This is a genomic window from uncultured Peptoniphilus sp. (genome assembly GCF_946998875.1).
GTDB lineage: Bacteria > Bacillota > Clostridia > Tissierellales > Peptoniphilaceae > Peptoniphilus_A.
Window position 1 is genome coordinate 1 of sequence record NZ_CAMQAY010000022.1, and the last position, 20,410, is coordinate 20,410.

21 protein-coding genes are annotated in these 20,410 nt (G+C 34.4%); 6 read left to right on the forward strand and 15 right to left on the reverse strand.

What is annotated here, in order from left to right; genetic code table 11:
* Positions 1 to 826 precede the first annotated feature (826 nt).
* Genes csaB through Q0U74_RS06250 form a run of 5 tightly spaced genes read right to left on the reverse strand, consistent with a single transcriptional unit; the run spans position 827 to position 5,484 of the window.
* The gene (gene csaB, locus Q0U74_RS06230; RefSeq protein ID WP_297393372.1) at positions 827 to 1,942 is read right to left on the reverse strand and encodes a polysaccharide pyruvyl transferase CsaB; all 1,116 of its coding nucleotides are present in this window, start codon (positions 1,940 to 1,942) and stop codon (positions 827 to 829) included.
* 4 nt (positions 1,943 to 1,946) lie between these two features.
* Complete coding sequence (locus Q0U74_RS06235) at positions 1,947 to 3,329, reverse strand: O-antigen ligase (RefSeq protein WP_297393374.1); 1,383 nt, start codon at positions 3,327 to 3,329, stop codon at positions 1,947 to 1,949.
* A complete protein-coding gene (locus Q0U74_RS06240; RefSeq protein WP_297393375.1) occupies positions 3,323 to 3,871 on the reverse strand; it encodes a hypothetical protein in 549 nt (182 codons plus the stop codon). The genes Q0U74_RS06235 and Q0U74_RS06240 overlap by 7 nt, the downstream gene beginning before the upstream one ends.
* Positions 3,872 to 4,360, reverse strand: a complete 489-nt coding sequence (locus Q0U74_RS06245; RefSeq protein ID WP_297393377.1) for a DUF4330 domain-containing protein — start codon at positions 4,358 to 4,360, stop codon at positions 3,872 to 3,874.
* Positions 4,357 to 5,484, reverse strand: coding sequence for a glycosyltransferase family 4 protein (locus tag Q0U74_RS06250; protein ID WP_297393379.1), 1,128 nt, complete (start codon positions 5,482 to 5,484; stop codon positions 4,357 to 4,359). The genes Q0U74_RS06245 and Q0U74_RS06250 overlap by 4 nt, the downstream gene beginning before the upstream one ends.
* Positions 5,485 to 5,805: 321 nt before the next feature.
* Between Q0U74_RS06250 and carB the strand changes: the two genes are divergently transcribed.
* Entirely contained in the window at positions 5,806 to 9,009 is a 3,204-nt protein-coding gene (gene carB / locus Q0U74_RS06255) for a carbamoyl-phosphate synthase large subunit (RefSeq protein WP_297393380.1), read from the forward strand.
* A 73-nt stretch (positions 9,010 to 9,082) separates the two neighbouring features.
* On the opposite strand, the gene Q0U74_RS06260 is transcribed toward carB, so the two are convergent.
* Positions 9,083 to 9,604 (reverse strand): DUF3783 domain-containing protein, encoded by a 522-nt coding sequence (locus tag Q0U74_RS06260; RefSeq protein ID WP_297393381.1) that lies wholly within the window; start codon positions 9,602 to 9,604, stop codon positions 9,083 to 9,085.
* Between the two features lie 70 nt (positions 9,605 to 9,674).
* On the opposite strand from Q0U74_RS06260, the gene Q0U74_RS06265 reads away from it, so the two are divergent.
* From Q0U74_RS06265 to Q0U74_RS06285, 5 genes are all read left to right on the forward strand, one after another.
* Positions 9,675 to 10,052, forward strand: coding sequence for a hypothetical protein (locus Q0U74_RS06265; protein ID WP_297393382.1), 378 nt, complete (start codon positions 9,675 to 9,677; stop codon positions 10,050 to 10,052).
* Positions 10,053 to 10,170: 118 nt separating this feature from the next.
* Positions 10,171 to 10,611, forward strand: coding sequence for a LytTR family DNA-binding domain-containing protein (locus tag Q0U74_RS06270; RefSeq protein ID WP_297393383.1), 441 nt, complete (start codon positions 10,171 to 10,173; stop codon positions 10,609 to 10,611).
* 9 nt (positions 10,612 to 10,620) lie between these two features.
* Positions 10,621 to 11,073, forward strand: coding sequence for a DUF3021 domain-containing protein (locus Q0U74_RS06275; RefSeq protein WP_297393384.1), 453 nt, complete (start codon positions 10,621 to 10,623; stop codon positions 11,071 to 11,073).
* Between the two features lie 139 nt (positions 11,074 to 11,212).
* Positions 11,213 to 11,470 carry an AbrB/MazE/SpoVT family DNA-binding domain-containing protein gene (locus tag Q0U74_RS06280; protein WP_297393385.1) on the forward strand — a complete coding sequence of 86 codons (258 nt, stop codon included), beginning with the start codon at positions 11,213 to 11,215 and terminating at the stop codon, positions 11,468 to 11,470.
* Positions 11,470 to 11,736, forward strand: a complete 267-nt coding sequence (locus Q0U74_RS06285; RefSeq protein WP_297393386.1) for a type II toxin-antitoxin system mRNA interferase toxin, RelE/StbE family — start codon at positions 11,470 to 11,472, stop codon at positions 11,734 to 11,736. Before Q0U74_RS06280 ends, Q0U74_RS06285 begins: the two co-directional genes overlap by 1 nt.
* A gap of 50 nt (positions 11,737 to 11,786) precedes the next feature.
* On the opposite strand, the gene Q0U74_RS06290 is transcribed toward Q0U74_RS06285, so the two are convergent.
* The 9 genes from Q0U74_RS06290 to Q0U74_RS06330 form a co-directional block, all read right to left on the reverse strand.
* Entirely contained in the window at positions 11,787 to 12,161 is a 375-nt protein-coding gene (locus Q0U74_RS06290) for a VOC family protein (RefSeq protein ID WP_297393387.1), read from the reverse strand.
* A gap of 102 nt (positions 12,162 to 12,263) precedes the next feature.
* On the reverse strand, positions 12,264 to 12,947 hold the full coding sequence (locus Q0U74_RS06295; protein ID WP_288166287.1) for a V-type ATP synthase subunit D: 684 nt from the start codon (positions 12,945 to 12,947) through the stop codon (positions 12,264 to 12,266).
* Entirely contained in the window at positions 12,947 to 14,362 is a 1,416-nt protein-coding gene (locus Q0U74_RS06300; protein ID WP_156700769.1) for a V-type ATP synthase subunit B, read from the reverse strand. Before Q0U74_RS06300 ends, Q0U74_RS06295 begins: the two co-directional genes overlap by 1 nt.
* Positions 14,355 to 16,124: a V-type ATP synthase subunit A gene (locus tag Q0U74_RS06305; RefSeq protein WP_297393388.1), complete on the reverse strand. Its 1,770-nt coding sequence runs from the start codon at positions 16,122 to 16,124 to the stop codon at positions 14,355 to 14,357. Before Q0U74_RS06305 ends, Q0U74_RS06300 begins: the two co-directional genes overlap by 8 nt.
* A 27-nt stretch (positions 16,125 to 16,151) precedes the next feature.
* The gene (locus Q0U74_RS06310; RefSeq protein WP_019107528.1) at positions 16,152 to 16,466 is read right to left on the reverse strand and encodes a V-type ATP synthase subunit F; all 315 of its coding nucleotides are present in this window, start codon (positions 16,464 to 16,466) and stop codon (positions 16,152 to 16,154) included.
* Positions 16,459 to 17,451 carry a V-type ATP synthase subunit C gene (locus Q0U74_RS06315; RefSeq protein WP_297393390.1) on the reverse strand — a complete coding sequence of 331 codons (993 nt, stop codon included), beginning with the start codon at positions 17,449 to 17,451 and terminating at the stop codon, positions 16,459 to 16,461. The genes Q0U74_RS06310 and Q0U74_RS06315 overlap by 8 nt, the downstream gene beginning before the upstream one ends.
* Positions 17,452 to 17,468: 17 nt before the next feature.
* The gene (locus Q0U74_RS06320) at positions 17,469 to 18,017 is read right to left on the reverse strand and encodes a V-type ATP synthase subunit E (protein ID WP_297393391.1); all 549 of its coding nucleotides are present in this window, start codon (positions 18,015 to 18,017) and stop codon (positions 17,469 to 17,471) included.
* A gap of 8 nt (positions 18,018 to 18,025) precedes the next feature.
* Positions 18,026 to 18,496, reverse strand: a complete 471-nt coding sequence (locus tag Q0U74_RS06325; RefSeq protein WP_297393393.1) for a V-type ATP synthase subunit K — start codon at positions 18,494 to 18,496, stop codon at positions 18,026 to 18,028.
* A gap of 10 nt (positions 18,497 to 18,506) precedes the next feature.
* A partial coding sequence (locus Q0U74_RS06330; protein ID WP_297393395.1) for a V-type ATP synthase subunit I occupies positions 18,507 to 20,410 on the reverse strand: 1,904 nt, incomplete at its 5' end.

Consider the following 20,410-nt stretch of genomic DNA (forward strand, 5'->3'; position numbering starts at 1 on the left):
TTTTTAAGTTATTAAACTCTTTATTAAGTTATTGACTAATTACTTTTTAAGTTATAAACTTCTTACTCTTATAGTTAATATTCCTTTAATATATCCCAGAAAATCATCTCCTCAATTCTGGACTTATAAACATTTTTATGTTCATCTCAAGTATTTGCAATGCATAGTAGTTATTGATAAATCCTTTTGTGTTTATACTTCCAGTTGTTTTATTTATTTGGATATATTATATCAAAATAAATGATTTTTTTCCACTTTAAAATCCTAAGTTTTCGCAGGTTTGCAAGCTTTGTCGAAGATTTAAAACCCCCTCCAGTAATTTTTGTATTTATTTTATACAATGTTTTAATGATTTTGTCGTGGTATTCTATTATATTTATTCTATACTTTAGCAAGCATATTCATTTCAGTATCTATTCATCTATAATTTTCTTTAGTTTTTTTATTATTTTTGGCTAAAAAACGCTTTTCTAAAAATTTTTTGCTGGAAGAAATCTTACAAAAAGTTAGATGTATTGATTTTATTTAATATTTTGTTTTCAACAAGGATTTTTTATTTTTTAATTTTTTTATTTTAATATTTTTAATTTTTTAAAAAATTTTTTTATTGATGAGCTCTTTTTGTCTTTTTATTTTTAAATTTTTATCTGCATAAGAATTTATAAAGATTTCATAAAAACTTTGTAATTAAAAGGACCATGGTGACTTGCTTTTTAAGTATATTTTTCCTTGTCAGTGATTTCTTTTATTGTCTTTATATGTTTTCACGCAAAAAAAGAGAGCAACTTATCTGTTACTCTCCATATTTTTTATTTAATTCTCAAGCCTATTTTTCGCCCAAAAGCCTCATAGCTATGTCTACATTTTTCTTTGATTCTTGACGCATTTTTTCTGTATTTTCTCCTAGTACTTGTCGCCTTTCTTCCAAGTTATCAAGAGCCAGCAAGGTTTTTTCATATAATTCTTCTGCTGTGAAGTTTTCTACTTCCACTGCTTCTTTTATGCCAAGTTCTTCAACCATGGCTTCAACCTTTGGGTCATAAATTATTCCCACCATGGGAAGATTTACGCTAGCTGCGTAAACTAAGGAGTGAAGGCGCATTGCTGCTAAAAGCCTTAGTTTTTTGAAGATGCCCATAAGATCTCCTGCTGAATAGGTGTTTTCTATTAGCATGACTTTGTCCTTGTGGCTGCACTTTTCTGCTACTTCTCTTGAATAGACATTGTCCCTTGGTGTATGGAAGGGCACAAGCAAGATGTCGTAGCCAGCTTCTATTAAGAGGTCAATGGTCTTTGCAAATTTTTCTTTTATTGTCTCGTCTTTTTTAAAATCTCTTATGCAAAATCCAAGGGTTTTTTCTGTTATTTTTATGCCTTCATCTCTTAGTATCTCTTCAACTCTATCTTGGTCTGCTGCCTTTAGGGTAAAAACTGGGTCTGCTGTCACTTCTATGTTTTTATTTGTCACGCCCAAATCTCTTACGAAGTCGTAGGATAGTTTGTCACGAAGGGTGATGTAATCAACTTTATTTAGGACTCTCTTGGTCAAAATTCTATTTTTTCTCTTGTCAATGGGTCCTATGCCATTGGCGTAGACGCAAACTTTTTTCCCCAGCATCTTCGCCAAAATTATCACTGATAGATAGTAGATTATGCTCCTCGTTGAAGTTATGTCCTGAAGAAGGGAGCCTCCGCCTGATAGAAGGAGGTCTGCATCCTTTAAGCTAGAGATGAGTTCTGGTAATGAAAATCTATTTACTGCTTCTATGCCGTAAACTTTTTTTGTCTTCTCAGGATTTTTTGAAAGTGCTGTTATTTTTATTTCAAAATTTTCTCTATTTAGTTTTTTAAAATCTTCTACCATGGCCTTTAGGATGGCATCGTCGCCAGAGTTGTCAAAGCCAAAGTATCCTGATACTAGGATTTTTTTCATACCATTCATTTTATCACTCTGTTATTGGTTTTCTTTCTACTGTATTTTTATTTTCTAAATCTTCTGTATTTTCTATTGTAGATTCTTTTTCTCTTTCATCTTTTTCTACTTTTATTGCTGTAAAAATTATGCCAAGAACAATCCAGAAGGTAAATATTATTCTCGGAATGTATAGGAAGTGCTCTACAAGTCCATGACCCATGATGCCAATGATGCTGGCAAAGAGTCCTGCTCCAAGGTATTTGAAATACTTGTCCTCTGATTTTACTAGGTTTACATAATCGTATTTTAGGGTTGAAAGTAAAAGCAAGATGAAAAAGATAAATCCAATTAAGCCAATTTCTGCTGCCACTTCAAGATAGGTGTTGTGAGCGTGATATATTGGCATGGTTCTAATATATCTCTCAAAGGTATCTTTAAAAGGCATATAACCAAATCCAACTCCTGCTATTAAGTTATCTCTTATTACATCCATAGTGATATGCCAAATTTTTATTCTATATAAATTTGATGTGTCCACAGTTGATCCAATGGATGTAATCCTATCCACAACTTTTTGTGGAAGAACTGCCAGTCCTCCAAGAATTATTGGTATGCCCAAAAGTAGCAGTCTCCTATCTACTAATAAGACAAAGGCAAGGGCTGCAAGGGCAATTCCTACCCAGCCTCCTCTTGAAAGTGTCATGACTATGCAAAGTAGGAGTATGCCCGTTGAGGCTGCAAAGAGAAATTTCTTTCTCATGGACTTTGTGTACCAAGTCATGCCAACAGCTATTGGTGTAATTAGGACCAGGTATTCCGCCAAAATATTTGGATTGAAAAATACTGAATAAACTCTAACTGCAATGTCTGTGTTATTTTCTGTGTCAAGCCACTCTGGCCTCATCTCTACTCCCGTAAAGTATTGGACAACTCCAAGTAGAGCAACTAGAAGGGCTGACAACAAAAGAGTTGACACAAAGGCATTGAGTTCGCCCTTAGTCTTTATGGAATTTGTCATGGCAAATAAAAAGGAAATGCCTGCTGCATTTAGTGCCAAGTCACGAACTGAGCCTGATGGGTCAATGGATGTTATAGTTGAAAAAACTATTATAAAGGCAAAAATTGCTACGGGAACTGTCCTCTCGCCTACTGTAAAAGTTTCTTTATATAGGATGGTCCTTAGTAGGACAAAAAATCCCATGGAAAGGAGCATTATTAGTCCCAAGGCATCTGGCACAAAGGGATATAAAAAGGCTGAAGCAAAAAGACCAATTTTTATGTCGTAGATGACTAAAAGAAGTCCGCTTACGCCCACAAAGGCTGCCAAAAATAGTTTTGTACCCAAGAAATAATAGATTAGACTTAGGAAAAGAGCAGACAAAAGTATAAAATTAATTTTTTTTGATTTTACCACCAGTTTTCACCGCCTTCATCTAATTTAAAGAAAGATGTAAAAAATTCTAGGACCTTGGAACCCTTAAGAATATCCATGTATTTGCCCTTTAAGAGGGAGAGAATTATCCCAAGTACAATAAAGGCACATGGCAAAATTACCTTCGCCTTTAGAATTATGGAAATTATTAGGGTGAAAAGGCCTGTGTAAAACATAATGTTTGAAATCATGCCTGCGATTTCGTCAAAATCATCAAGGGACTTAAAGGCTGAGCCAAGGAAAAAGGAGTGCTTAATCAGTGGCACAAAAATCCTGCCCAAAAAATTCATAAATTTTTCTATTAAGTTAAAAAGTCCTCTATAAATTCTATAGATAAAGGATTTTGCAAATAAAACTTTTTCGCCTGTTAGGACTTTTTTAGTCTTTGAATTTGCAAAGGTATTTTCTATTGGTTTTCTTATAAAATCGTGAAGTTTTTTTGTAAGTGAGCTCTCGTAGTAGCCACTAAAGGTTGAGTAGATTTTATTTAGAAAGCTTATAGTTAATGAATTAATAGTAATCACCTAGTTCTTTACTTCTATGCCAAGTATTGTCATAAAGGATGTAATACTTTTGTTTTTAATTCTCATTTCTGCACCAATTCTTATTTGTTCAGTACCAACTTGATAAAAATCTTGTGTTTCCTTGACATCTGCGTCAAGAGTAACTATTACTCTGTACTTGCCAGGGACTTCTGCATTGTAAAATTTACCTTGGTATTCTGTTTCGTCCTTATAGGGTTCAACATCAGCTGTAAGTATTTTACCTATTAAAGTTCCCTTGTCGTAATCATAAAGAGGGTCACCAACTTTTACATTTTTTGCTGTTATATCTCTAACATCTTTTATTTCTGCTGTAATGACACCTTTTTTTGTAGTAGCTTCTCCTACTGCTGCCTTATTGCCAAATCTCTTTACTCCCACTGCTACAAGGGCAAGTAACAAAATTATTACTAATAAATCGACTATATTAATTAGTCCAAAAAGTCTGCCCCTTTTGTCAATTATCTTCATTTTTTTCCTCCCATTAATATTTCATCGTAAATTTCTTTTTGTCTTTCTCCCATGGATTTATGAGAATATTTTTCTATTACTTCTTTTTTTATGTTGTCGCCAAGTTCCTTTAATTTGTCCCTCTTGTCATAGAGGTCCAAGATGTATCTTGATAGGGACTTGTAATTACCCACTGGAAATAAATATCCAGTGTAATCGTCCTTTATTATCTCTGGTATGCCGCCAGTCTTTGTTGAAACTGTAGGCACAGATAGCAGAGCTGCTTCAAGAATTACATAGGGAAAGGACTCGGAAATACTTGTAAGTACATTTACGTCTATGGCGTTAAAGAAGGAATACTTGTCCCTAACAAAGCCCAAAAAGTAAATGTGCTTTTCTATACCAAAGGACTTAGCCATTTCTTCAAGCTTTTTCTTTTCGTCGCCATCTCCTGCTATTAAAAATATAATGTCTGGATTTACTTCTAGGGTTTCCTTGCAGGCCTTTATAAAAGTTTCGTGGTCCTTTACCTTGTCTAGTCTTGCAGCAATCCCCACAAGGAGCTCACCATTATAATTAATCTTATATTTTTCCAAGAAAGCAGTCTTTGGAATGTACTCAATTTTTTCTTCAGTGTCTATGCCGTTATAGAGGACGTGAATTTTCTTTTTGTCAAAGCCTCTATCCACTAGCATTTTTTTGAAATTGTCACTTACGCAAATGTAGTGGTCAAATCTTTTTAAGGACATCTTATTTAAAGTGGTGTAAATTAAATTTTTGTAAAATGAGTCCTTGAAGTCAAGCATGTAATCTGAATGAATAGTTGTGACCATGGGGACTTTTATTTTCTTTTTTAAAAACATGCAAATAAAATTAGCGCGCGCTCCATGGGCGTGGACTAAGTCGTACTTGCCATTATTTATTTCGTCACTTAATTTAGAAACGACGGAAAGGTCTGATCTCTTTTCTTGTGGATAGACTTCTATGTCGATACCTCTTTCTTTTGCTTCGTCATAAAAGGTATCTTTGATGAAGCAAATTATTTTGGTTTCAACTTTTCCACTTAAACCTTTCATCAGCGTAAAGATGTGAGTCTTTGCGCCACCTGTATCGCCGCCACTAATTAAATGGAGAACTTTTGTCATAGCTTCTCCTCCTTATCTTTCTTATTATACAATAAATTTTAAATATTTTTAACACTTTTGTGGAAGAATAGCTGTCAATTGAAGTCCACTTTTCTCTTTTTAATTTTATTAAAATTTTTTAAAAATTTTTTATTAAAAATCTCTTGCAATTTTTTCTCAAAAGTGATTTAATAATAAAGATAAAAAAATAGAAAATCAGTCCAAGGACTGAGTAAAATCATGTCCTTGCGCATGATTTTTTTTTGAGCAAATTTAATACCTTAAATTTTTTTTGCCCATTTTTAAGAATGTTTGATCTTTTATTTGGAAAAGGAGAAAAAAATGCCAAGAGATAATTCGATTAAGAAGACGCTAGTAATAGGATCTGGTCCCATTGTTATAGGACAAGCTGCTGAGTTTGACTACTCAGGCACACAAGCTTGCGAAACCCTAAAGGCTAATGGTGTAAAAACTGTTCTTGTGAACTCAAACCCTGCTACTATTATGACAGACAAGGGTATTGCCGATAAAATTTATATCGAGCCAATAACTATTTCCTTTATAGAAAAAATTATTGAAAAGGAAAGACCTGATTCCCTTATTGCAGGCATGGGTGGACAAACTGGCCTTAACATGACACTAGAACTAGATAGGCGTGGAATTTTAGATAAATATGGAATAAAAATTATAGGCACTGACATTGAAGCTATAAAAAAAGGCGAAGACAGAGATATTTTTAGAAATACAATGAAAAAAATTGGCGAGCCAATTATCCAGTCTGAAATTGCAACTACTCTTGAAGAAGGAAAAGTTCTTGCTAAAAAAATTGGCTATCCTCTAGTTATTAGACCTGCCTACACTTTAGGTGGAACTGGCGGCGGCTTTGCCTATGACGAAGAAGAACTTGAAGAAGTTTTATCTCACGGACTTAGCCTTAGCCCAGTAAATGAATGTCTTCTTGAAAAATCTATTCGCGGTTGGATGGAAATTGAATTTGAAGTTATTAGGGACTCTGCTGGCGAAAAAATTATTGTTTGCGACATGGAAAATGTGGACCCAGTTGGCGTTCACACTGGCGACTCCATTGTAGTTGCTCCTTGCCAAAGCCTTGACAAAGATGTGCTACAAAAATTAAAAAATGCAGCCCTAAATATTGTTGAAAATGTAAATGTTGTTGGCGCTTGCAATGTTCAGCTTGCACTTAATCCTGAAACTTTGGACTACGCAGTTATAGAAATCAATCCAAGAGTTTCTCGTTCCTCTGCCCTTGCATCAAAGGCAACAGGCTATCCAATTGCAAGAATTGCAACAAAGATTGCCCTTGGACTTAACCTTTCTGAAATCGAAAACGAAACGACTGGCGAAACTATAGAAAATTATGAACCACACTGCAATTATGTAGTTGTTAAAATTCCTAAATGGCCTTTTGACAAATTCAAATTTGCAAACAGAAAACTTGGCACAAAGATGATGGCAACTGGCGAAGTCATGGCAATTGGCTCATCCTTTGAAGAAGCTCTCATGAAGGGAATTAGGTCTCTTGAAATTTCTAAATTCTCTCTTGAATCTAAATTCTCTGAAGAAAGAACTACTGAAGAATTAAAGAAGAGAATTAAATTCCCAGATGACGAAAGACTTTTTGATGTTGCAGAAATTATGAGACGTGGACTTTCCATTGAACTTATCCACGAAATAACAGGAATTGACCTTTACTTCTTGGAAAAAATCGAAAACATAGTTCGTGAAGAAGAAAACCTTAAAAAATTAAGTCTTGAAACAATGACTCCTGATGAGCTTTCTAAACTTAAAAAACTTGGTTTCTCTGACAAGACTATTGCCAAGGCTCTTGGCGTAGATATGGATGATGTAATTGAACTCCGTGAAAAAAATAAAATTCTTCCAAACTACAGAAGAGTTGACACTTCTCCATTTAGAAAAAACGGAGCATATTATTACTCAACTTATGAAAAGACAGACGAAAATATTGTATCAGACAAGAAAAAAATAATTGTAATTGGCTCTGGTCCTATTAGGATTGGTCAAGGAATTGAATTTGACTACTGTAGCGTTCACGCAATTAAGGCCCTTATTAAACTTGGCATCGAAACAATTACTATTAACAACAACCCAGAAACTGTTTCAACAGACTTTGACACATCAGACAAACTTTACTTCGAGCCACTTACTGAAGAAGAAGTTAAATCTATAATAGAAATCGAAAAACCTATGGGAGTTATCCTTGCCTTTGGTGGACAAACTGCCATTAAGCTTGCAAAATATCTTCACTCACAAAAAATCAACATCTTGGGAACTGACTTTGAAGACATAGATAGGGCTGAAGACAGAGAAAAATTTGACGAAATGCTTGAAGAATTAAAGATTAATAGACCAAAGGGACATGGAGTCTTCACAGTTAAAGAAGGACTTGAAGCTGCAAAGGATCTTGGCTATCCACTACTTGTTAGACCTTCCTATGTTCTTGGCGGTCAAGGAATGCAAATAACTTATGACGAAGAAAGTTTGAAAACTTATTTGCAAAGTGCCTTTGAAAGAGATGCAGTTAACCCAGTTTTAATCGACAAGTATTTAGTTGGTCGTGAAATCGAAGTTGATGCAATTTCAGATGGCAAAGATGTCTTAATTCCTGGAATTATGGAACACCTTGAAAGAGCAGGAGTCCACTCTGGCGACTCAATTACAATTTATCCAAGCCTTCACATTTCTGATGCTATAAAGGCAAAAATTTTAGACTACACAAAGAAAATTGCCAAAGCACTTCATGTAAAGGGCATGATTAACATTCAGTTCATCGAATACAAAAATGATTTATACATCATCGAAGTAAACCCTCGTGCATCAAGAACTGTTCCATACATCTCAAAGGTTTCTGGTGTGCCAATAGTTGATTTAGCAACAAAGACTATGCTTGGCGAAAAACTATCTGATTTAGGCTACGGCGTTGACATCTACAAGGAGCCTAAGCTTATGGCAGTAAAAGTTCCAGTCTTCTCTATGTCAAAGCTTAACAGAGTAGAAATTTCCCTTGGACCTGAAATGAAATCCACTGGAGAAGTTCTTGGAGTAGGAAAAGATATTGACGAAGCACTTTTCAAAGGCTTCTTGGCATCAGGTTCAGCAATAGAAAATGAAGTTTCAACTGTCCTTGCAACAGTAAATGACAATGACAAGAATGAATTTTTAGAAATCGCAAAGACTATGAAGGACTTGGGCTACAAATTTATAGCAACTAAGGGAACTTGCCAGCTTCTCAAAAAAGAAGGCATTGAAGCTAGAGAAATTGGAAAAATAAATGACCCAAGACCAAACATCTTAGATGTAATAAGAAATGGCGAAATCGACATTGTAGTCAACACTCCAACAAGAGGTGGCGACTCAACAAGAGACGGCTTCAAGATTAGAAGAATGGCAACAGAATATGGCATCGACATAGTAACATCTCTTGACACCCTAGCAGCAAGAGTAGCCGTAAAAAATAAAAAATTCCACGAAGAAAACATGGATATATATGACATCTCAGAATTTTAATTTGTAAGTTTATAAATTAAAAAATTTTAGACAAAAAATTAGCCTTGGTGTAAAAACATCAAGGCTTTTTCTTTTACTTAATATTTAATTTTTCTCTCAAATCTTTTATGGCTGAGTCAAGTTTTTGCTCGTCGAGTTCCTTATTTTTATTTTCTATGGCTCTTTCTACTAGATCCATAAGTTCGTCGTCCTTGTCATCTTCTAATCTATCTAAGGCAATTTTTACCAGACCGCCGAGTTCTCTAAACTTTGTGACAACCCTATGCTCATCTCTTATGTGACCCATTAAAAAGGCAAAAGTCCAATTCTCATTTGTCTCTGTGAGGACGCATTTGTGGTCCACCATTACTCCATCTTTTTTTAGGGCAATTAAAAAGTCTTGCAAAATATTTCTGTCGAAGTCAGAAAATACCATTAGCTGGTCTTGACACTCTTCTATTTCATTTTCTCTCAAATCTAAGTTAAAGAGTTCGCCAACTTTTTTGTCTAAATTATTTTTTGTGATTTTATTTATTTCAATGCCAAATTCTTTTGCCACATTTTCTGTGATTTTTGTCTTTCCTTTTTCTAATCCGTATAATAAAATTTTTTTCACTTTAACACCTCCCTTTTATTTTACCCAATTTTAATTTATTTATTGGGTATATTATGAATGAGGTGTTTTTATGAGATTAAATAAGGGTGACGAAGTTATATACGAAAGAGTTTTTACTGAAAAAGATTTGAGAGACTATGCAGAGAATGCAAACTTCTGGGGCAAGCACCACGAAAGTCCCAACGCTGATGGCGAGTACCTCTTGCAGGGACTACTTACTGCAAGTCTTACTAATAAAATTGGCGGCGACTACGATATTTTGATGTATCGCATGGAGTTTGATTTTATAAAAAAGGCTTACACTGGAAGAAAAATAAGATGCCTAAACCTAGTTGAAAACCTGGAAAATAAGCGTGGCAAAAATTTTATCGACATAGTTTCAGATGTCTATGACGAAAATGGTGACCATCTCCTTCATGGATTTTTAAGGGGAATTTTATTAGATTAAGTGTGGGAAACTTCCTGCACTTTTCCCTTTGCCACTTAGGTAAAATTTTCAACCACTTAGAGAAGTTTTGTTTACTTTTTCTTTTCAAGGTTTATATTATAGGTAAAGGAGGTCAGAAATGGATTTTGAAATTAAGATTGATGAAAATTATAAGGTGCCCAAGGCTCTTGTCTACACTGATAAAATTACAGAAGAAGTTTTAAGGCTGAAGTCCTTTGTGCTAGAAAATTCTGAAAATTTGTTAATTGGTTTTCTTGATGAGAAGATAAAAATTTTAAAGCCTGCAAAAATTTACAGGATTTACACAGAGGATTCAAGGGTCTTTGCCGAATCTCTCGACGAAAAATATTTAGTGAAAAAGAGAATTTATCAGCTTGAAGAAATGTTGAAGGCGAAAAATTTTGTTAGGATTTCAAACTCTGAACTCATCAACCTAAACTTAGTTGATAGCTTCGACTTGTCCTACTCTGGAACTATTTCTGTCACTATGAAAAATAAGTCCAAGACCTTCGTATCTCGAAGATATGTGAAAAAAATTAAAACTACTCTAGGTATATGAGGTGATTTTATGAAAAAAATTATTAGTCGAATGGTAAATGGTCTTTTGATTTGTGAATTTGTTTTGCTTGTCATTTCCCTAATTATGTCCTATATTTTTACTGATGGGGATTTTTCTATTGCAAACCCAAGCTTAATAGAAAGTTCTAAGTCAATCTTTGCAGCAAACTTCTTGTCCATTTGTCTTTCTGGACTTCTTGGCATGGTCTTTGGATTTGCCTCTGTAATTTGGGAAGAAGAAAGATTTTCAATACTTACAAGAACCATCATTCACTTCTTGTTGACTGCATCCACCATGGTTTTTGTGGGCTACAAGCTCTATTGGTTTCAAAAGTCTTCTTTGTCCCTTGCCATCTTCCTTGGCATTTACCTTTTAATCTATCTTGTAATTTGGTTTGTTGAATACACAATTGCCAAAAGGGACATAGAAAGATTAAATGAAAAATTAAAAAATAATATGTAAAAAGATGCCAGCTTATGAAATAATTTCACGAGCTGGTTTTTTTACTTATAAATTTTTTTGCAATTTTTTTCTTGACTTATAAGATTTTCAGAAATATAATTTTGTTAGAAAGTATGATTTTCTAACAAAGGAGGCTCTCATGTTAGTTGAATTAAAAGCAAAGTCACAAGTAACTATACCCAAGGATATTATTAATTCCATGAAGTTAAGCCAAGGCGACCAGTTTGAAATCCTTGAAGATAATGGAAAAATTATTCTTGTTCCAGTTGCAATTTATCCCAGCCATGTTATTGAAAATATAAAAGAATCTTTGGAAGAAATTAAAGAAAACATAAAAAGGGGTCAGCAACCAGTTTTTGATTCTCTAGATTCTTTATTTGAAGAGTTGGATAAATAATGTTTTTTAAAATTACCTATTCAAAAAATTTTTTAAAACATTATAAAAAGTTATCTAATGCAGAAAAAAATCAGTTTAAAAATAAATTAAAAATTTTTATAGAAAATCCTACTCACCCATCTCTAAGAACTAAAAAAATTAAAGGTTTAGACAATACTTGGGAATCATCAATCAATATGGACATAAGAATTATTTGGTTCTACCAAGATGACGAACTTATTTTTTTAATCGATATAGGTCACCATGATATTTTAAATAACTTATAATTTATTTCATAAAAAATCCACATCAGCTTTGATGTGGACTTTATCTTTATTTATTTTTCTCCTATTACTTCAATTTTATACCCATCTGGATCTTTTACAAAGAAGTAGGAATCTGATTTGTCAGAAAGGGCTTTTAATTCTGTCACATCACAGCCCTTATTTTTTAATTCTTCTCTAAAGGTTTTTATGTCTTTGTGAGATATGGCAATATGACCGTAGCCGTCGCCAATTGTGTAGTCCCTTCCGTCATAATTATATGTCAGCTCAAGTTCATAGGGTGAGTCTTCTAGTTTTAAATATAGTAGTGTAAATTCATCTTCTGGAAAATCCTTGCGCCTTGATTCAACAAAGCCTAAATTTTCTTTATAAAACTTTTCAGATTTTTCCAAGTCCCTTACTCTAATCATTGTGTGTAAAAATTTCATAACATCCCTCCAAAATCATATCTAATCTATAATTATTTATAACCATAATTCTCTTTAATACATATTTATAAAAAAGCCAGAGAATTTTTCTCCGGCTTCATTTTACGCAAGTTCTGCATTTACTTTTTCTAATTTTTCTTCCTTCATTTCGTCCTTGGAGATAATGTCTTTAACCTTCATTAGCCTTGTTATATTTGCTCTTTCACTTTCGTCAAGCTTTGAGCGAATATATTTTATTGTCTCCTCTAGGTCTGGAATTGTCTTGTACTCAAGGGCATTTACTCTTCTTCTCGTCTTTTCGATTTCGTTGGCAAGAAGTTGGGCTGCCTTTTCCTTTTGTGTTAGAGTCAAAAGCTCTTCCATGACTTCTGTAAGATCGTCTATGGCATAGTCAAGGTCTGATGTTGTCTGTGCATATCCATAAGGGTAGCGAGATGCGTCTTCAGATGTCTTTTTTGTTATAAATTCCATCTCTGGCACATCAACAGACATTACATTTTTCTTTTTGATTTTAACAAGAGTCTGCATAGTAGGAAGTGAAATTGCTTCTTCAAGCATCTCTGGACTCATAGCAGCTGATGCCATGAGAAAGGCTTTAAAGGAATTTTGAAGTTTTTCTTCCACTTCAAGTCTAAGCTTTTTATTTTCCTTTATGAGAGTGATAAACTGTCTCATAAGTTCATCTTGCTTGTCCTTTAAAAGCTTATGACCTCTAGCAGCATTGTCTAATTTGTCTTTTAGTATGGACAAATTCATTCTTGTGGGATTTACTTTAAGTCTTGTCATTATAATCCCTCATTTTCTAAATTTTCAGAATCTTTAGAATCTTTCTCCTTATCGCCCAAATATTTTTCAATTAATTTGTCGTCAATTCTCTTTAGTTCTGTTTTAGGTATTATAGATAAAAGTTCCCAACCTAAATTCAAAGTATCTTCAATAGGTCTATTTGTTTCAAAGCCTTGAGATACATATTGTTTTTCAAATAAATCGGCAAATCTTGCAAAGGCCTTATCTGTATCTGATAGGGCTGTTTCGCCAAGGATGGCAGAAAGTTCCTTTGCTTCCTTACCTGCAGTGTAGGCTGCATAAATTTGGTTCATTGTATCAGCATGGTCTTCACGAGTTTTGCCCTCACCAATTCCCTTATCTTTTAGTCTTGAAAGTGATGGAATGGCGTTAATTGGTGGTTCAAGTCCTTGCTTATAAAGGTCTGTTGAAAGAATTATTTGTCCTTCAGTGATATAGCCTGTAAGGTCAGGGATTGGGTGAGTGATGTCCCCTTCTGGCATTGTCAAAATTGGAATTTGTGTTATAGAGCCTTCCCTTCCCTTAATTCTTCCTGCTCTTTCATAAATACCTGCAAGGTCTGTGTATAGGTAGCCTGGGTAACCACGTCTACCTGGTACTTCCTTTCTTGCTGCAGATACTTCTCTTAGGGCTTCTGCATAATTTGTCATATCTGTCAAAATTACAAGTACGTGCTTTCCAAGTTCAAATGCCAAATATTCTGCTGCAGTAAGTGCCATCTTTGGTGTGGCAAGTCTTTCAATGGCTGGGTCATTGGCAAGGTTCATAAATAATACCGCCCTATCAATTGCTCCTGTCTTTGTGAAGTCATCAATAAAGTATTGAGCTTCTTCAAAGGTAATACCCATGGCTGCAAATACTACGGCAAAGTCTCCGCCTGAAAGTACAGTTGCCTGTCTTGCAATTTGTGCTGCAAGTTCGTTGTGTGGAAGTCCTGCTTCAGAAAATATTGGAAGTTTTTGTCCCCTAACAAGGGTGTTAAGTCCATCAATTACAGATACACCTGTTTGAATAAATTCTGATGGATAGTCTCTTGAAACTGGGTTTATGGCAGTTCCATTAATATCTATTTTTTCTTCAGGAATAATCTTTGGACCATCGTCAATTGGTTCACCAAGTCCGTCAAAGACTCTACCAATCATGTCTGGTGAAACGCCAAGTTCAAGTGGCTTTCCTAAAAATCTTACGCTTGTGTCCATTAAGTTAATTCCACTGGAACCTTCAAAAATTTGAACCATGGCCTTGTCGCCTTCAATTTCAATTACACGACCACGCCTCTTTTCGCCGGTTTGAAGTTCGATGTCCACAAGTTCTTCGTAGGCTGCACCTTCTACTCCTTCGACAGTCATAAGAGGTCCTACAACTTCTGTTACTGATTTATATTCTTTAAGCATCTACATCACCGACCTCTTCTAATTCTTTAAGTTCACTGTCAATTTTATCTTTTATTGCATCGATTTTTCCCAAGTCATCATTAGGAAGGTACTTCATTCTGGCAATATTTTCTTTTACATCAAGTTTTTCAATTTCACTAAAGTAGGCTCCCTTTTCCAGTGCTTCTTGACATTTGTCATAGAAGTAAAGGATTGTGTCAAGCATCTTAAATTGTTTTTCAAGTGGACAGAAAGTATCAACATCGTGGAAGGCATTTTGTTGCAAAAAGTCTTCACGAATTGACTTAGTTGTATCAAGTTTAACTTGGTCTTCATCAGATAAGGTATCACGACCTACAAGTCTTACAACTTCAAGTAGTGTTGTTTCTTCTTGTAGAAGTGCCATTGCCCTCTTTCTAAGTTTTGAAAATTCCCTATTTACATTTTCATCTAAATATTTATCAATTTTTGCTTGATATAGTGAATAGGAATCAATCCAGTTAATAGCTGGGAAGTGTCTTTGATAAGACAAATCGTAATCTAGTTTCCAGAATATTTTTACGATTCTAAGTGTGTTTTGTGTAACTGGTTCAGAAATATCTCCACCTGGAGGAGAAACTGCACCTATAACTGAAAGTGCCCCTTCTCTTTCTTCAGAGCCATTTACTATTACACGACCAGCTCTTTCATAAAATTCTGCAATTCTTGAACCAAGATAAGCTGGGTAACCTTCGTCACCAGGCATTTCTTCAAGACGACCAGACATTTCACGAAGGGCTTCTGCCCAACGAGAAGTGGAGTCTGCCATCATAGCAACTGAATAACCCATATCTCTAAAGTATTCTGAAATTGTTATTCCTGTATAAATTGATGCTTCACGAGCTGCTACTGGCATGTTAGAAGTGTTGGCAATAAGAACTGTCCTCTTCATAATTGACTCGCCAGTTGTAGGGTCCATTAGCTCTGGAAATTCCATAAGTACATCAGTCATTTCGTTTCCACGCTCTCCGCAACCTACATAAACAACTATTTGTGCATCTGCCCATTTTGCAAGTTGATGTTGTACAACTGTCTTTCCTGAACCAAAAGGTCCTGGTATGGCAGCAGTACCACCCTTAGTAATTGGGAAAAATGTATCTATTACTCTTTGTCCAGTAACAAGAGGTTCCTTTGGATCAACTTTTTTCTTGTAAGGTCTTCCCTTTCTTACTGGCCATTTTTGTATCATTGTAAGATTTTTATCGCCCTTTTCTGTTTCAATAACTGCAATAGTATCTTCAACAGTAAAGGAACCTTCCTTTATGTCTTTAATCTTACCCTTCACACCATTGGGAACCATGATTTTGTGAGTTACAACTGCTGTCTCCTCTACTGTGCCAAGAATATCTCCTGCCTCAACAGAATCTCCAACATTTGCAACTTTTTTAAATTCCCATTTCTTTTCTCTATTTAAAGGATTTACTATAACTCCTCTTTTTAAAAAGTCTCCGGCTTCATTTCTAAGTCCAACAAGAGGTCTTTGAATACCGTCAAACATTTGCTCGATCATTCCAGGTCCAAGCTCAACGGAAAGTGGTGCTCCTGTTGTATAAACTTCATCTCCAGGGCCAATACCTGTAGTTTCTTCGTAAACTTGAATGGAAGCCTTGTCGCCTCTCATTTCAATAACTTCACCAATTAGTTTGTCCTTAGAAACTTCTACTACATCATAGACATTGGCATCTTCCATGCCAGATGCTACAACTAGTGGTCCGGATACTTTAATTATCTTTCCTGATTTCAATAAAGCTCCTCCTTTATAAAAAGGTGATTAATCACCTAATATATTTGCTCCAACTGCCTTTTCAACATTTTTGTTCAAATTCTTCATACCAATACCAAGAGTTCCCTTGTTTGAAGGAATCACTATAATTGCTGGCAATAATTTATCATTATATCTCTCTATAGTATTTGGTATTTTAGCAGCAAGTTCTTCTGTAATATAAATTACGCCATAATCTTTTTTGGCAAGAGCATCAACCTTTGCCCTTGCATCCTTTTCTTCGTAGCTTACGAAGACATCTATCCCTATTGCCTTGAAGGATAGAACTGAATCCTTGTCGCCAATAACTGCAATTTTATACATAAGTATCACGCAACTTTTCTCTAATAAATTCACTGTCAAGTCCATTTAGTTTGGAAACCAAAATAATTCTAAGATTTTTAATTTCCATTTCCTTTGCCAAGACATTGGCAAAAATAACTTCTGGACCATAGGTGATGTACTTTACATCTTTGATCAAGTCTATAAAATAATTGTCCATCTCTCTTTCAAAGTCTGAAAGATTTCCCCTTTCCTTAAAGGAATCGAGTGCCTCTTTTATATACTTGTAAATTTCAAGTTTTTTAAAGGCATCTGTATCTGAACTTACTTCTCTATTTAATAAATCCAAATAAGTTTCTTTTCTGACATTGCCGCCTTCAATGATTATTTGCCTTAAAAATTCCACATCTTTTTCTTGCTTCTTAGCCCTTAAAAGTGTCCTTATATTTGTAAAATCAATTAAGTCCTTTGCGTATTTTATAAATAAGTCCACTTGAGACTTTTCTGCAAGTTCAAGAAGTTCAGTGAAGTAAGCATTGTCGAGATAAATATCAATTAGTTGTGGGTCTTTCTTTTCTTCGTAAATTTCCTCAACTCTTTGAATAAGTTCAATGTTTTTATTCCTCTTATTCCCTTTTACAAGGGCATCTCTATATTCCTTTAAGTCAAAATCTCCAATGTTCATGTAAAGATCTTTTAAGTCTTTTTTCCCAATGTCTTCTTTTATAAGAACCTTTAAGTTGTGGTAAAAATATTTTAAGGTAATGAGACGAAGGGGAATTTTGGAAGGAGAAATATCAAAAAGTTCATCATAAAACCTTGTGAGTTCCTCTTTTAAAATATATTCATACTCTGTGGGAGAAGAGATTTTATTTATATACTTGTTGTAAACTGTATCAGATAGAGATCTAAGTGCGTCTTCCAAAGTATCTGTTTCAGAAGCTCTTATAAAGTTTTCACTTTTTAAAAGTTCCTTTTCCATGACTCTAAGTCTTGTAGAACTTTGGATAAATTTACTTCTATCCATTTAACCACCTTTTCCTCTTAACTGAAAAGTTTTTCAGCCAAAAATTTTTCCAACTCTTCTCTTTCAGATTTTACAAGAGATATAAAATCCCCATTGTAAATTAAATTTCCATTGTGTAGGACAAAGCCTCTTTCTACATCAGTATCAGATACCTTAAAGCCAAGATCAGCTTTTTTTACTGCCTCTCTATATTTACTTGGCACATCTAATATGGAATTTTTGTCCTCTACACCTTTAACATTATTTTTTACGAATTTTACAAAATCTTCTTCTGACAAATTTTCAAGCTCTCTTATTACCTTTTCAAGAACCTTATCGATTACCTTGTGCTTTTCAGCTAAGATGTCATCTCTTGCCTTTAATTCAGCGCTGGACTTTGCCCTTTTTAAAAGGTCTTCTCTTTCTTTTATAGAGATTTCATTAATTTTGTCAGCTAAAAATTTTGCATCATCTTCTCTTTTTTCTACAACAATATGTTGTTTTTCTTCTGCATTTTTTATAATCTCATCAGCCTTAGTCTTTGCATCCTCAATAATTTTATTTAAAATATTTTCAAGTCCTGCCATAGTATCACCTAGGCTCTAAATAGTATAAAGAATGAAATTGCAAAGGCAAGAATTGCATAAAGTTCAACCATTACTGCAAAGATAATACCCTTTGCTTGTTGTTCTTCATTTTTTGCCAAAATATTAATACCAGCAACGGAAACTTTTCCTTGTGCAACTGCAGATACAAGTCCAGCAAGACCAATTACGGCACCACTTGCCATGTACATAAATCCTGTGTTCACTGGAACATCTGGTGAAAGTCTAAATAAAATAAATAGTCCAATTACGAATCCGTAAAGACCTTGTGTACCTGGAAGTAGTTGAAGTACAAGAGACTTACCAAATTTTTCTGGCTCATCAATTACTACTCCTGCAGCAGCTTCACCTGCCATACCTACTCCCTTAGCTGAGCCTGCACCTGAAAGTGCAACTGCAAAGAAGATCCCAATAGATCCTAAAATCAATCCACCATATTCTCCCATTAATCCATTTAACATATTAATCCTCCTAGTCTATATTAAAGTAATCTGAATTTTCTATCATTTTTTTGAAAGGTATGCCTCCACCTTCATAAAATTTATTAAACATTTCTACATAAGTAAGCCTTGCTGTATGAACATAAGCTGACAAATAAGAAAGAAAGGCATTAAATAATTGGAATACCACAAAAATTACTATTGCAAATAATTTTCCAAGTATATTTGACTCAAAAAGCATTCCTGCAATCATATTTATGGCAAGTCCCAAGAAGGAACCTGATAAAACTAGCGCCATAAGTCTTAGGTAAGATACGAAATCACCAAGATAAGATGAAATTCCATATAGGGAATAAATTCCCCAACCTATTTTTGCACCAGTGGATTTTTCTTCTCTACCACCAGTTGCCACAATGCCTATCATTCCAAGTACCATAACTACTAAAAATACTTTGCCAAAGGCTGCAACTTGTGGAAGGAATTTACTTAAAATAAATCCAATTGCTCCCAATACTGCCATGTACCAAAATCCAACATCAAAAAGTGCATCCTTCACTTTGCCATCTCGAATATTCATATAAGCCTTGATACCAAGGGCAAAGAATATGTGAATGCCACCAAGTATTAGTGAGAGAATTACTAATAGTGTTGAATCATCTGCTGGGTCTATAAGTGCTGGGAATTTTATTATTCCTCCAAAGAAGGAACCAAATACAAGACCAAATATTATTGTGGAAATAGAAAGATAATTAAAGAATTTTATAAATCTTCTCTTCTTTTCCGTCAATTTAAATTTTTTAAGGGCAAAAAGTGTGCCCAAAAATACTAAAAGACCATAACCAAAGTCGCCAACCATTATGCCTGCAAATATAAAATAAAAAGGCGCAAAGAACGGCGTCGGGTCAATTTCGTTGTATCTAGGCATAGAATACATTTCCGTCATAAGTTCAAAGGGACTTACAAAGGAATTATTTTTAAGTAAAATTGGCACTTTCTCAGAGTCTCTTTTTGCATCTTCTGCATTTAGATAATAATTTTCGCCACAAACTTTTTTAACTTCTTTTTCAAAGTCTTCCAATTTGTCCCTTGGAACATAACCTTCTATGAGGTCAAGCTCAGTAGTCTTTAAAAATTTTCTCTCTGACATTATCTTAATTTTTTCATTTCGATAAAATTCATAGGAAAATTTAAAATCTTCCAAATATTTTAAATAAGTCTTTAATTCTTCTTCTATATTTTTATTTTTTTCATAAAGAAACTCTTTGTCTCTTTCGTAGGACTCTATCTTGTCCTTGACTTTACCATCTGCCTTGATGTTTATAGGTGTGAAACCATAGCTTGAAAATAAGGATTTTACATCAGCATCAACAGAATTTTCCACTATCATTAGATAGTAATAAAAATTCTTGTCCTTTGAGACCCTATCGAGGTAGGCGAGATCATTTTTTATAAATTCACTTTCAAATTCAGCCGCGTGATTTGAAGAAATGGTACCTGTGTAAATGTTTACAGAACCCATATTATTCATGCCATCTAGCGAAGATGAAAGGTCTTCCCAAGGTTTCAACTCACCAATCTTTGAGTCGATGTTTTGAATCTTGCTGTTGTTTTTATCTTTAGCATCTACTAAAGCCTTAATCTGGTCATCGATTTTTTCAAAGGGAAATTCCAGAGCCCTAGCAGAGAGCTCTTCCAAGCTTATGTCTTCTACTCCCTCTTTCATAGCCTTAAGAGGATTTTCCTTTTCCTTAAACTGAACTAAGAGATCAATGTCTTCCTTTGACCTCTTGATTTTGTCGTCAATTTCAATTAAATCTTCTGAAGACCTAGGTCTTGTGAAATCGTCTTCTGAAAAATCAGCATCAAAGTTAGACTGGTCAATGTGGACATAATTAAACTTTTGAAATCTTTTAATTATTTTAGGTCTGTCCTCAT

Bases quoted from the DNA above. Each gene is read 5' to 3' on its own strand.
- Q0U74_RS06310 (WP_019107528.1), bottom strand. From the start codon at position 16,466: ATGTATAAAATTGCAGTTATTGGCGACAAGGATTCAGTTCTATCCTTC.
- carB (WP_297393380.1), top strand. From the start codon at position 5,806: ATGCCAAGAGATAATTCGATTAAGAAGACGCTAGTAATAGGATCTGGT.
- Q0U74_RS06250 (WP_297393379.1), bottom strand. From the start codon at position 5,484: ATGACAAAAGTTCTCCATTTAATTAGTGGCGGCGATACAGGTGGCGCA.
- Q0U74_RS06325 (WP_297393393.1), bottom strand. From the start codon at position 18,496: ATGTTAAATGGATTAATGGGAGAATATGGTGGATTGATTTTAGGATCT.
- Q0U74_RS06285 (WP_297393386.1), top strand. From the start codon at position 11,470: ATGTTTTTTAAAATTACCTATTCAAAAAATTTTTTAAAACATTATAAA.
- Q0U74_RS06245 (WP_297393377.1), bottom strand. From the start codon at position 4,360: ATGAAGATAATTGACAAAAGGGGCAGACTTTTTGGACTAATTAATATA.
- Q0U74_RS06300 (WP_156700769.1), bottom strand. From the start codon at position 14,362: ATGCTTAAAGAATATAAATCAGTAACAGAAGTTGTAGGACCTCTTATG.
- Q0U74_RS06265 (WP_297393382.1), top strand. From the start codon at position 9,675: ATGAGATTAAATAAGGGTGACGAAGTTATATACGAAAGAGTTTTTACT.
- Q0U74_RS06280 (WP_297393385.1), top strand. From the start codon at position 11,213: ATGTTAGTTGAATTAAAAGCAAAGTCACAAGTAACTATACCCAAGGAT.
- Q0U74_RS06290 (WP_297393387.1), bottom strand. From the start codon at position 12,161: ATGAAATTTTTACACACAATGATTAGAGTAAGGGACTTGGAAAAATCT.
- Q0U74_RS06270 (WP_297393383.1), top strand. From the start codon at position 10,171: ATGGATTTTGAAATTAAGATTGATGAAAATTATAAGGTGCCCAAGGCT.
- Q0U74_RS06275 (WP_297393384.1), top strand. From the start codon at position 10,621: ATGAAAAAAATTATTAGTCGAATGGTAAATGGTCTTTTGATTTGTGAA.
- Q0U74_RS06315 (WP_297393390.1), bottom strand. From the start codon at position 17,451: ATGGATAGAAGTAAATTTATCCAAAGTTCTACAAGACTTAGAGTCATG.
- csaB (WP_297393372.1), bottom strand. From the start codon at position 1,942: ATGAATGGTATGAAAAAAATCCTAGTATCAGGATACTTTGGCTTTGAC.
- Q0U74_RS06320 (WP_297393391.1), bottom strand. From the start codon at position 18,017: ATGGCAGGACTTGAAAATATTTTAAATAAAATTATTGAGGATGCAAAG.
- Q0U74_RS06295 (WP_288166287.1), bottom strand. From the start codon at position 12,947: ATGACAAGACTTAAAGTAAATCCCACAAGAATGAATTTGTCCATACTA.